Raw genomic sequence first — 12,679 nt, 5'->3', positions numbered from 1 at the left:
GTCAGTCGTGAGTGCACCATTCACGTCTCTCCATTCACGTCTCACGACTAATGAACATGTATAAAAAAAATCCCTCCATATCAAAAGGAATAGATTGGGTAACAGTAATGTTATACCTGCTGCTGGTGCTTATTGGCCTCACCTGTATTTTTTCTGTTGAATATAAAAGCGGCGATAACGTAGTGCAGACTTTCCTGGGGTTAAAAAAAGAATACAGTAAACAATTACTTTTTTTTGGTGTAAGTGTGGTAGTAGCCGTATTTATTTTACTTACCGACAGCAAATTTTTTACCGCTACCTCTAACCTGGCTTATGCCTTTGGAATATTATTGATACTGGCCACTTTTGCTGTAGGTAAAGAAGTGGGTGGTTCTAAAAGCTGGATAGCAATAGGCAGCTTTATGAATATACAGCCGGTGGAATTATGTAAAATATTTACCTCACTGGCACTGGCAAAATATTTGTCCATGCCCGAAACGAATTTTCATAAAATTGAAACCCAGTTAATTGCTGCAGCCATCGCTTTTTCTCCGGCTATTTTGTCGGTACTGCAAAAAGAACCCGGTGCAGCCATTGTTTATTTTTCTTTCGCCATTGCTTTTTACAGGGAAGGCTTGCCTACACTTTACCTTATCATACTTTTTTCTTTTGCCATTCTTGTTATTGCAAGTATAGTAATCTCTTCAAATACATTTTTTATTGCCATAACAATAGTTGCTTTGTTATTTGTTTTTATTTACTGGCGAAAAATAAAGCGTGATATTATCAAGTTGTTTTTAATTATAGCGGTATGGGGATTGTGTATTGGTGTTAAATTGTTTGTGGTGCCGGCTTTGTTCAACAGTGTATTAAAACCCCACCAGGTAGTACGCATTTTCGCCACCTTTGGTATCGATGATTATAAATTTAAAGACTCTGCAAGAGTAGCAGAAATTCAGAAAGAGTTTGCCAAATTAGGAACTACAAAAAAGAAACCCGGTGAAAAAGTAGAGAGTTACAATGTGAAGCAATCTAAAATTGCCATTGGTAGCGGTGGCTTTTGGGGCAAAGGCTTTTTACAGGGTACACAAACCCGTGGTGAATTTGTGCCGGCACAAAATACAGATTTCATTTTTTCATCCGTAGGGGAAAATTTTGGTTTCTGGGGTTGTATGGTGTTAATGATACTGTATTTTGGATTGATGATACGGCTGGTTTTTTTAGCTGAACGGCAGCGAAGCACTTTCAGCAGGGTGTATATGTACTGTGTGGTGGGCATACTCTTTTTTCATGTGGCTTTAAATGTTTGTATGACATTAGGTCTTGCACCATCACCGGGTATTACCTTACCATTATTAAGCTATGGAGGTTCCTCTTTAATCACTTTTACTATTTTATTATTCATCTCTGTAAAATTAGATGCCGACAGGCACATGATTTTGAGATAGCTTTTTAAGTACGCTGAAATTTTATTTCGGCCTAAAACATAAACCCGTTTTGGTATGCTGAAATTTTATTTCGGCCCAGGCCATTACTCCGGTTAGATTAAAAGGATTTTGATGTGCCTGATGACTCATGGCTTTGCTCCTTAATTTTAAAACCATTTCAATTACTTTTGTAGTCAACTCTTTTTTATCACAATACTCTGTAAATGATCAGAGTCTAAATTTATGAGGCCAGGGGCATGAAAATAATTCCATTAAGCGAAGGCGCTTTTACAATAGACAACACCAAACAATTTATTCCCTTTAACAAAGAGAGTGACGACCTGCAGCAAAGGCCGGTAGGCAGTTTATTGGTAGAGATTCAGCCTTTTGCTATCATTACTAAAAAAGACGTCCTGGTAATTGATACCGGCCTTGGTTTTACCAATAAAGACTGCAGCCTGCAAATACACCAGAACCTGATGGATAATGGCATTAACCCGATGGATGTTACCAAAGTATTGATGAGCCATTTGCATAAAGACCATAGTGGTGGTGTGAGTAAAGAAGATAAAATATTGCAACAGAAATTTATCAGTTTTCCTAATGCTTTATATTATGTAAATAGGGATGAGTTTGATTCGGCCATGGCAAAGGGTAAACCATCTTATACCCCTGCAGAATTTGAAATTTTAGGTGAAAGCGATAAAGTGATTTTTACAACAGGCGATGGGGTTATTGATGAATATATACGGTACGAAGTAACCGGTGCTCATTCACCTTTTCACCAGGTGTTCTGGATTGAAGAGGACGGACAAAAAATATTTTTTGGAGGTGATGTGGCACCACAACTGCAGCAAATGAAAAGCCGCTTTATTGCCAAGTACGATTATGATGGCAAAAAATGTATGGAACTGCGCCAGCAATGGTGGCAACAGGGGCAGGAAGAAAAATGGACCTTCTTATTTTATCATGATATTAAAACGCCGGTGGTGGTGTTTTAAGGTAACAGGATTTAAAGTAATGAAAAAAAATAGCCTAATAGTTATCGCAACTTTTCTGTGTTTTTCTTTAACTACAAAAGCGCAAACCTCTGCTAGCTTAACTTTTCAGGACAGGACTCTACATCAGCGATTTATCATGAATATTTTAGAAGAATATGAAATGGATGGACGATGGATATTTTTAAGGATAGATTCCGCTGGTAAATTGAACCATAACTACGAACTGATACATCCTATGAATATTTACGAAGCATATACAGATAACTTTACAAAAGTAGACCGGCAGTTTTTTTTATTTAACGCCTATCAAACTTTTAGACAACAGAAGCAGGAACAACTTGAAAGATTTCCCCAATCGCATCCAATAAAGGGAATGAAAGTGAATATGAAGCGGTATGATGTATTAAAGAAAATAACTACAGAAAAACTGCTCTCTACTTATTTTAATAAAGACAAAACACTTAAAGATAAATACGCTGGTTGGCTGCATGAGATCATTGCAGTATGTTATACCAATAATATAAAAGTAATCACTCCATCTTCCGGGTATGCTTATTATGAGTTATTTAAGTGATTTCATGTAACATAATTTAGTAGTACTGCACATTTTCTTAATTGCAATAAAAAACTGTTTTAGCAGTAACAGCTTTTGTAGTTGTAGTGCTATAGCGACCTGACCCTTAAAGGGGAGGGTGCAGGCCGCTGTTTTTAACGTAGCTAAAAACTGAACGTCCCGATCCTGCTTGTAATGTGGAAATTGATTACAGGCTGCATCTCAGTATAAAATTATATGCTTATGATGCGGCTGACGGCAACTATATTTTTATGCCTGTTATTTTCCTGTACTGATATTGTAAAGCAACCCCCAATAATAGCAACAGCAATTGTAAATGCAGATAGCAGTAAGGTATTATCAGATACTGGTAATACAGTAATAATGAAAGAGGAGTTCGTTATTAATGTGCCGGCGGTTGCAAAAAAAACTGTTGTTGCCGCATCGGTAAAGGCAATTCAACTACTACAGAATTATTCTTCTATACAAGAAGATTTTGCAACTATAGAAAAAGGGTTTCAAAAATTTACAATTAACATCAATAGTGATACTACTGTTTATTGTAACGAAGGCACTACACTTAATATAAAAACAAACGCATTTTTATTTGATTCAACCGGCTTGCCTGTAAAAGATAGTGTTTCACTTCAGGTAAAAGAGTTTTATAAATTATCAGATATCATCCTGGCTAATCTTTCTACACATTCCAGCAACAGTATTATTGAAACAGGAGGCATGGTATTTATCCAGGCTTTTTGTAACCAACAAAAATGTCATTTAAAAGAAAATATGCCAATACAAATTTTATTTCCCTATGCGCAACAAAAAGATAGTATGCTTTTGTTTACGGGTGTTTGGGAAAATAGAAAAGTTAATTGGATACCATTTGCCAGCCAGGACATTCTGGTGAACAAAGAATTTGACTATGGTTTTTTTCAGGCCCGGTTCGAAAATATTTTGAACAACACCTATTCATTTTTCGACAGCCTGAATGCAACAGGTACCAATGAAAGAGCATTGGTTGAAGTGGAAATAGCAACCAATGGCAAAGCAAGAATTACAGCTGTAAGAAATAACAATAGCAAAATAGTTAAAACTGTTCTTGATAAAGTATTTGCAAAAATGCCTTTATGGCAACCAGCTATAAGCAATAGTATGCCTGTTAAAAGTCGTTTTCAAATTCCCGTAACTTTCATTAATGGAGAGGGCGAGACAGATGATATACAATTTCAGAAAAGTTTTGAAATAACGCAGAACGATACATTGCTTAATGAGGTTAAAGTATCAGATATCAGGAGGTATATATTCAGCACTTCAAAACTGGGGTGGATAAACTGCGATAGGTTTTATAATAAAAAAGGCCCTAAAACGGATTTTAATATTGATTGCGGCGATTATAATGATATTGAAGTGAAGATGGTTTTTCATTCCTTTAAATCAATCCTGGAAGGATATCCCTTGGGTAAAACCTGCACATTTAATGGCATTCCTTTAAATGAAAAAATTACTATTGTGGCGGTTAAGAAAAACGGGGGCAATACATTTATCGCTTTATCAGATGCCAATACCAGCCAGTTAAATCTTGCTGACTTAAGTTTTGAAAAAGTAACCATGGAAAAGCTAAGGATAAAATTAGAGCAACTGAATACTATACAACAGTAACAGTTGTTAAAGGGTCGGGGCGCTGAAGCGACCTGAACCCTTAAAAAGCAGGGTCAGGCCGCTGTTTTTAGCTGCGTAAAAAACTGAACTCCTGGCATAAAAAAAGCCGCTACATCAGTAACGGCTTTCAGCTATTTTCTAAAAATGTATTAACGGATCTTATGAATAAATTCATTGTCCATAAATTGTTTCTGAATATCTTTTAAATCTCGTAAAATACTGGCATCAACCAATTGGCCACCAGTTTCTACAATAAAACCACCAATCAATTCATCTTTAACAGCAGTTTCAATTTCAAAAGTTTTAGAAGGCATTGCTGCTTTTACATTCGTCATGATCTCTTCTCTTAAAGTATCTGTAAGCGGAGAAGCCGTGGTGATCTTTACTTTTTGAATATTGTTCAACGTATTGTACTGGTCGATAAAAGCATTTACAATTTCGTGCAGGTTGCTTTCCCTGGTTTTTCTTACCAGTAAGTCGATAAAGGCACCGGTTAAAGTAGCTACCCTTCCATCAGTTACGGCTTTCAAAATAACCTGTTTTTTATCTGCTTTAATAATAGGACTGCTTAAAACAGCAACAAAGTCAGGATTGCTTTTGCAAACGCTGTCCAGCCATTTCATATCAGCATATACCGCTGCTATCTGATTTTGCTCAGTAGCTAAGTCCAATAAACTTTTTGCGTACCTGCCTGCTAAACGTGGATTATTCATATTTGTGAGTTACAAGCTCCAAGGGGAGAAGCTACAAGAAGTGAGTCATCCCTTGTGGCTTGTTGCTTGAAGCTGGTTTATTAATTCAATTTTACTTCTGAAGCTAAAGTTTTGATATACACTTCCTGCTCAGCTTTATTGCTTAATTCTTTACGTAACACCTTTTCGCTGGTTTCAATTACCAGGTTACCGATCTGATTTTTCAAATCAGTTAAAGCAGCCATTTTCTGTTGTTGTATAGAAGCATGTGCATCAGCAATAATTTTTGCAGCAGCAACTTTAGCTTCGTCCTTAGCGTCGTTTACAATTTTGTCTTTGGTTTCTTTAGCTTCTTTTAAAAGAGCAGCTCTTTCTTCACGGGCTTTAGCCAGTAAAGTTTCGTTGTCATTTTTAAGTTGGGCCATTTCCAGCTTTACTTTTTCAGCAGTAGCCAAAGCTTCGGTGATAGAAGTTTCCCTGTCGTGCAAACCTTTTACAATTGCAGGCCATGCATATTTTTTAAGAATGAAAAACACAATAAGGAAAGCTAAAAGCGTCCAAACAAGCAAACCGAGTCCCGGTGTTAAAAGTTCCATACTATTTCAGTTCTGTGATTAAGAATTTATAATTGGTTACGGGTTGAAAAAGTTTCGAGTTATTTATTTATTGTTAGCGACGTTTTGCTTCGCAAACAATAAAAACTAAATAAACCCGTAACCCGTAACATTTTTAAAAGCATTAAAATACTGCATCCTTTGCCCTGTGCATCAGATGCAGTAATGAGTTGGCAACGATTATAAAACCATTGCAAGGAAGCCCACGATGATAGCGAAAAGAGCAGCACCTTCTACAAGAGCCGCAGCTAAGATCATGTTTGCACGGATATCGTTGGTAGCTTCTGGCTGACGGGCAATACCCTCAACAGCACCTTTACCAATCTGGCCGATACCGATACCTGCACCCATTGCAGCAAGACCAGCACCTACGGCGCCACCTGCGTTTGCAATGCCTTCCAGTAAAATTGTTCCTAAGTTCATGTTACTTGGTTTATGTTAATTAATAATTCCAGGTTAAATGATTACTGCATCATCATACAGCTGATCATGTTTTTTATCGTGGCTGTCATGACTATCATGACTGTGATCGCCTTCGATAGCACCGCCAATTAAAACTGCAGTAAGTACAGTAAAGATGAACGCCTGTAAAAACGCCACCAATACTTCAATAAAATAAATAAAAATAGTGAATGCTATAGACAATGGAGAAGCTCCCCAGCCTGCACCGGCACCCATCTTTTCTCCAAAAATAAATATCAGGGAAATTAAACAGATAATGATAATGTGGCCTGCCACCATATTTGCAAACAGACGTATGATCAATGAGAAAGGTTTTAAGAACATACTCAAAAACTCCACCGGTACTAAAATAAATTTAACTCCCAATGGCACTCCCGGAGGGTTGAAAATATGTGCCCAGTAATGCTTATTGCTGCTGGCTAAGGTTACTATAAAAGATATAACACCTAAAACAACGGTAAAAGCAATATTACCGGTAACATTAGCGGTACCTGGTATAAGGCCGATAATATTATTGATCAATATAAAAAAGAAAATAGTTAACAGGTAAGGGAGGTATTTATTAGCCTTATAACCAAGATTGGGTACTGCTACCTCATCTCTTACAAAAGCAACAACCGGTTCAAGCAAAGCCTGCATACCTTTTGGAGCAGAAGTTACACCCTGGCCGCTTTTATATTTTTTAGCAATACTAACCATGATCCAAACCAGTAATGTAAGCGCCAATAACATTTGCACCACGTTACGGGTAAAAGAAAAATCGTACACTTTTACGCCATCTTCTACCGGAACAATTTTATTACCTACTAGTTTATAGCCGTCTACTTCTTCTTTGCCTTCTTCAAATTTAGAAGCCATAAAGAAAGAGAAACCTTTTTGAGGAGAGTACAACATTACCGGCAGGGGAATAGATATTGCAGTTTCCGTTCCATCGGTGTGATGAATAGAGAAAAAGTGAAATTCATGAGCATCCATGATATGACCGAAAATTACTTCTTTCATATTCAATTTGCCTTCTTCTTTTTGAGCATGTGGTTTTTGGCCATCACCCTGCGCAAAAGCATGGTTTGCAAAAACAGTCAAAAAAAGGCTGAAAGCCAGTACCAGTAATGATTTTAAACACTTTTCAAGCATACAAATCCCTAATTTTGCCGCAAAGATAACGCCGGAAGATGGAAATAGGAAATTAGATGGAAGAAAAAGTATTTTTACACCATTTTTACCTTCTGCTCAAACTGCATTTTATGGAGCTGGTAATAGAAACCCTGCCGGGCCAAAAGTTCCTCGTGAGTACCGATCTCCTTTATTTCTCCTTTATCCAGCACCATAATTTTGCTGGCTTTGCGTATAGTGCTTAGCCTGTGGGCAATTACAATAGAGGTACGGCCGGTAATTAAAGTGTCGATGGCGTGCTGTATCAGGTTCTCACTTTCGGTATCAACCGAAGAGGTGGCTTCATCTAATATTAATATAGAAGGATTATATAATAAGGCCCTTACAAAAGATAATAACTGGCGCTGGCCCAGTGAAAGTGTGGCACCTCTTTCCATTACATTATAATCGTAATTGCCCGGCAATTGCATAATAAAATCATGAATACCGATGAGTTTTGCCGCCTGGATCACGTCTTCCTTTTTTATAGATGGATTACGGAGGGTTACATTGTCAATAACTGAACCGCTGAATAAAAACACATCCTGCAACACCACACCAATGCGGCTTCTTAAAGTATCCAGGCTATAGTCTTCAATATTTTTATCATCGATGGTAATGCTGCCTTTTTGAATATGGTACAACCGGTTTAATAAGCTGATGATGGAAGTCTTGCCACTTCCCGTGTGGCCAACAATGGCTAAAGTTTCGCCGGGATCAATTTCAAAAGAAATATTTTTTAAAACATATTGTTCATCAATATAAGCAAACCACACTTTATCAAAAGCCACTTTGCCTTGTATTGTTTCAGGTGTATGGGTACCATCGTTAACCGCACTGTCATCATTATCCAGTACCTTAAAAACTCTTTCACTGGCAATCATGCCCATTTGCAGCACATTGAATTTATCGGCAATTACACGTAGCGGACGGAATAATAAATTGAGGCAAATAATAAACGAAGTGATGATACCGGCAATTTCTTCTCTTTTAAGATCGCTGATATTTTTTACATCAGCATCTTTGGCGGCCCACCATACCAGTAAACCAATGGATAAAGCCATCACCAATTCCACAATAGGAAAAAACACAGAGTAGGCAAAAATGGCTTTGATATTGGCATTGCGGTGTTCTTTATTAATGGCATTAAATTTATCATACTCTCTTTTTTCCGCAGCAAAGGCCTGCACCACACTCATGCCGGTAATATGCTCCTGCACAAATGCATTTAAATTAGCCACTGCATTTCTCACCCTGATAAAAGATTTATTTACACTTTCTTTAAAAAAGTAAGTGGCGATCATTAGTATAGGAAAAGGTGCCAGGCAAATTAAAGTTAATATCGGGCTTACATATAACATATAACTCAAAACAGAAATGATCGATAACAGATCTGCAATAATCGGAATTAAACCATCGCTGAAAACATCATTAATAGATTCGATATCATTAATGGTTCGGGTGGTTAATGTACCAATCGGCGTTTTATCAAAATGGCCAAGATTTAAATGAAGGATTTTCTGGTAGGTGGTTACCCTAAGGTCTTTAACCACACTTTGGCCCAATGATGCTGTACTGAAAGTAAAATAGAACCTGCAGACGGTTTCTATTATCAGCAGCACCAGTTGTATTATAGTGATCTCCAGGATAAAACCACCGGGGCCGTTGATAAAATGAGCAGTTTCTTTTCCTTTGATACCATCATTAATAGTAAGCTGAATAAGAAAGGGCCTCAGAGGTGCCATTACAGCCAATACTACTGACAGTATCAACGAACCATAAAATTTATTTTTGTATGGCCTGGCAAAATAAAATATCCTGCGAAGTAATGAAAAGTTGAATACCTTTTTTTTAGCACCCGTATCACTCATGGCGCAAAGTTAAACGGTTTTTGGTTTAGAGTTTTCCGTTAAAGGATAAAATTGGTACAGGCGGTAAGCCTTTGTTCCATGCTATACTTCGGAAATAAAACGATTAGGCATCTAATTACTGTAAACACAAAACAGAAAACAACTATTCTGTTTCCACCTTTTTATTATAGGCTTTTATAAAGATGGCCCCCAGGTTTTTATAGGGCGGTATATAATCGTCCCATGCTTCTTTTACGTCTTTAGGTTGTTTTGCAAAATACAAAGACAGATCGTCCCAGATATTTTTCCAGATAATAGGTTTCCCGGAAAGGAGTACCTGGTTTATTTTATTCGTAATGATCTGGTTGATATTTCCGGTGCCGATTTCCTTGGTGGAAATGATATGTGCATCAGGATTAATTTCTATCAGCTGGCTTAAATTTTTATAACCGCCACAACTGCCGAGTATAACAATTTTTGCATCGCCAGCCATACGGCTCATGGTACGGGGCAGCCAGTAACTATGGCCACGGTGTGTTATAATAGAAGGCGTAAGATCACTTTTACGGAGATAATTGTTCAAATGTATCTGCGCTGTATCATCTAAATTTTTATCATTGTTTAAAGGGCGGTTTACATACACCCAGTTCTTTGGTTCTTTAATTGATTTAAATTCCACCCATTCTTTATTGGTGTCATTTTTTTTCCATTCTTTAGCACTGAAAGAACTGATATAAGGCGGAAAAAAATTCCTGCCATCTTCATCGCCATAAAAAAATACCTGTTGCACAATACGGCCGCTATCATCCTTTAGCGCTTTATTGTCGATAGAGTAGATCGGTGGTATACCTATTGCAGTAGTCAGGTCAATTTTATTGGTACTATCTGCCGATAGAAAAATAGTTTTTAATAAATTATAAATTACTTTTCCCCTGTTGTTATTACTACCGGCGCAACGCTGCTCATTTTCATTTACATAACTCAGCATATTGTTCAGCAGGTTTTTATTGTTGATACTGCTGTAGCTGTCTGCCACATCCACGGCATCCTCCAGTGTAGCGGTTGCTTCCAGTCTGCCAACAAAACCTTTCATTAAAGCCTCAGAACTGGAGGCAGGCATCAGGTTTAAAAAAGTATCCAGCTTATTAAAATTAGCAGCCATCTTAATAAACTTTTTAAAATAATCGAAGTTTACAGTTAGCAACAAAGAATCAGTAGCCGGCTTTTTACCCATGCGTTGCAACATGCGGTTAAAACTATGTTTATAGCTGCTGGTATAAATACTGGTATCACCCATCACAATCATGTAATAAATATCCACCGGTGATAAAGGATCAATAGCTTTCATCCTTATATTTTCAGGTTTTTCATGCAACTCATTAATAGGATTAATAAAATGCTGGTTGGCTTTTCGCTTCAACATATCCCTTAAACCGTTGGGGCCTAAAAATGCAATGGCGGTATCGCCATGGTTCATTCTTTTGCTGTATTCAATTTCTGTTTGCACCAGTAATTTGTAATAGGCCACACTATCATATCCTGTTTCGCCGTCACCAATTATTTTTTTAAGGCTGTCAGTTTGTTTTTTACCGGATATAATATCATCTAAAAACGGAAAGTATAAAAGCGGCGAAGGCAACAGGCTTAAGCTGGCCAGCGTTTTAACCGCCGGGCTGTTGCTTTTATGAATTAATTTTCCTGCAAGAGAATTAACATCCTGTGCGTATTTGTACACCTGTGCAGGATCGTTTTTGCAAGTGGCAGTTACCAGGCTATCAGCAAAGCTTTCTTTTGTATAAGGCGCAATGGTTTGTAATATTTTATCAGGATTGAGGGCACAAAATTTCAGGTACACAATATTTTTACTTTGCAGGTAACCCGGGTTGGTTACAAAAATATCTGCAGTGATATTGCATACTTCCCAGGGTACAGCATCAATATAAGGTACCATGCTTACGCTATCAATAGTAGCACGCATTATCTTTTCAAAATTATCCACCAGCATGGGTGCAAAAACGGGCTTTATTTTATTTGATCGCCAGTTTACCCGGAAGGTCCTCAGCAAAGTTTCAATATAAGTGAGGTACCTTACTTTTTCGTTATTGGCTTTTATTTTATTGTTGACCTCCACACTATCCTGCAGGGCATTCACCTTTCTTAACATGGCATCTGTTACGGCAAGATTGATCTCTTCATTGGAAGATACTTTAAAAATACCATCCAGTTTTCCATCGGATTTATCCAATAGCTTTTGCTCTTCATTTATTTTATCGTGAAAGCGTTGCCTTTGAATGGGCGGCTTGATAGTGTCGAAAGTTGCAGACGCATTTGCTTTGCCGGCAAACAGCAACAGGATTAAAATAGTGTACTTCATCATAACTTATACTGCAAAGATGCTGAAAATTTATTTAGGGTTGTATATCAACGGATTTTGCCTTAACAATTTGATAATATTCCAAAGGCGTACTACTGATTTATTGATACTTGTTAAGGAGTACTTTTGCACAGCATTTTACGTATGAGCACTGTTAAAAAAATATTAATTGCCGATGATGAACCGGATATATTGGAAATCATCCAATACAACTTACAGGCCGAAGGCTTTGAAGTGATAACGGCAAAGAATGGCAACGAAGCTTTGGAAAAAGCTAAGAGAAACCTGCCCGACCTCATCATTTTAGACATTATGATGCCCGGAAAAACCGGTATGGAAGTATGTAATTTATTACGTCAGCAACCGGCTTTTAAAAATACCCTGATCATTTTTTTAACCGCATTAAGTGATGAAGGCACCGAAGTAAAGGGCCTGGAAAGCGGGGCCGACGATTACCTGACCAAGCCTATCAGTCCTAAAGTGTTGGTGAGTAAAGTGAATGCATTATTCAGAAGGTTTAGTAAAGATGAGCCCAAAGTGTTAAAAGTGGGAGATCTTGAAATTGACCGTGAAAAATACATGATCAACTTTAAAGGCAGCGATATTGTGTTAGCAAGGAAGGAATTTGAATTACTGGCCTTACTGGCCGGAAAACCCGGTAAAGTTTTTCTGCGTAACGAAATTTTAAATACCATCTGGGGCACCGAGGTAATTGTTGGCGACCGTACTATTGATGTACATATCCGTAAAATCCGCCAGAAACTAAACCTGGATTGTATCAGCACTGTAAAAGGTGTGGGGTATAAGTTTGAAATATAGAAGAAAGCCTCGAGGGGAGAAGGAAAGCTTCAAGGGGAATAGCCTCAAGGGGATAAACTTTACAGAAGTAGCAGTAAGCTCAAATTTTTTAGCA

Annotated in this window: 11 protein-coding genes; 5 read left to right on the top strand and 6 right to left on the bottom strand. The window is 37.6% G+C overall.

Annotated elements, in window-relative coordinates:
- Nucleotides 1-56: 56 nt before the first annotated feature.
- The 4 genes from rodA to ACQ334_RS09395 all read left to right on the top strand — a co-directional run bounded on the left by rodA (nucleotide 57) and on the right by ACQ334_RS09395 (nucleotide 4,622).
- On the top strand, nucleotides 57-1,427 hold the full coding sequence (gene rodA, locus ACQ334_RS09410) for a rod shape-determining protein RodA (RefSeq protein ID WP_430987944.1): 1,371 nt from the start codon (nucleotides 57-59) through the stop codon (nucleotides 1,425-1,427).
- A 236-nt stretch (nucleotides 1,428-1,663) separates the two neighbouring features.
- Nucleotides 1,664-2,407, top strand: a complete 744-nt coding sequence (locus tag ACQ334_RS09405; RefSeq protein WP_430987943.1) for an MBL fold metallo-hydrolase — start codon at nucleotides 1,664-1,666, stop codon at nucleotides 2,405-2,407.
- Nucleotides 2,408-2,543: 136 nt separating this feature from the next.
- Nucleotides 2,544-2,981: a hypothetical protein gene (locus ACQ334_RS09400; protein ID WP_430987942.1), complete on the top strand. Its 438-nt coding sequence runs from the start codon at nucleotides 2,544-2,546 to the stop codon at nucleotides 2,979-2,981.
- Nucleotides 2,982-3,203: 222 nt separating this feature from the next.
- Complete coding sequence (locus ACQ334_RS09395) at nucleotides 3,204-4,622, top strand: hypothetical protein (protein ID WP_430987941.1); 1,419 nt, start codon at nucleotides 3,204-3,206, stop codon at nucleotides 4,620-4,622.
- Between the two features lie 149 nt (nucleotides 4,623-4,771).
- Here the strand turns inward: ACQ334_RS09395 and atpH are convergent, their stop codons facing one another.
- The 6 genes from atpH to ACQ334_RS09365 all read right to left on the bottom strand — a co-directional run bounded on the left by atpH (nucleotide 4,772) and on the right by ACQ334_RS09365 (nucleotide 11,769).
- Entirely contained in the window at nucleotides 4,772-5,335 is a 564-nt protein-coding gene (atpH, locus tag ACQ334_RS09390; RefSeq protein WP_430987940.1) for an ATP synthase F1 subunit delta, read from the bottom strand.
- A gap of 80 nt (nucleotides 5,336-5,415) precedes the next feature.
- Nucleotides 5,416-5,910 carry a F0F1 ATP synthase subunit B gene (gene atpF, locus ACQ334_RS09385; RefSeq protein ID WP_430987939.1) on the bottom strand — a complete coding sequence of 165 codons (495 nt, stop codon included), beginning with the start codon at nucleotides 5,908-5,910 and terminating at the stop codon, nucleotides 5,416-5,418.
- A gap of 198 nt (nucleotides 5,911-6,108) precedes the next feature.
- Entirely contained in the window at nucleotides 6,109-6,351 is a 243-nt protein-coding gene (gene atpE / locus ACQ334_RS09380; protein ID WP_430987938.1) for an ATP synthase F0 subunit C, read from the bottom strand.
- A gap of 33 nt (nucleotides 6,352-6,384) precedes the next feature.
- The gene (gene atpB / locus ACQ334_RS09375; RefSeq protein WP_430987937.1) at nucleotides 6,385-7,524 is read right to left on the bottom strand and encodes a F0F1 ATP synthase subunit A; all 1,140 of its coding nucleotides are present in this window, start codon (nucleotides 7,522-7,524) and stop codon (nucleotides 6,385-6,387) included.
- A gap of 74 nt (nucleotides 7,525-7,598) precedes the next feature.
- Nucleotides 7,599-9,413, bottom strand: a complete 1,815-nt coding sequence (locus ACQ334_RS09370; RefSeq protein ID WP_430987936.1) for an ABC transporter ATP-binding protein — start codon at nucleotides 9,411-9,413, stop codon at nucleotides 7,599-7,601.
- Nucleotides 9,414-9,555: 142 nt separating this feature from the next.
- Nucleotides 9,556-11,769 carry a hypothetical protein gene (locus tag ACQ334_RS09365; protein WP_430987935.1) on the bottom strand — a complete coding sequence of 738 codons (2,214 nt, stop codon included), beginning with the start codon at nucleotides 11,767-11,769 and terminating at the stop codon, nucleotides 9,556-9,558.
- 141 nt (nucleotides 11,770-11,910) lie between these two features.
- Between ACQ334_RS09365 and ACQ334_RS09360 the strand changes: the two genes are divergently transcribed.
- The gene (locus ACQ334_RS09360) at nucleotides 11,911-12,585 is read left to right on the top strand and encodes a response regulator transcription factor (protein ID WP_430987934.1); all 675 of its coding nucleotides are present in this window, start codon (nucleotides 11,911-11,913) and stop codon (nucleotides 12,583-12,585) included.
- Nucleotides 12,586-12,679: the final 94 nt, after the last annotated feature.

Origin of the sequence: Ferruginibacter sp. SUN106 (assembly GCF_050611765.1) — a bacterium.
Classification (GTDB): domain Bacteria; phylum Bacteroidota; class Bacteroidia; order Chitinophagales; family Chitinophagaceae; genus Ferruginibacter.
Note: the sequence above shows the minus strand (reverse complement) of the source record. Positions and strands in the feature narration are given on the sequence as shown.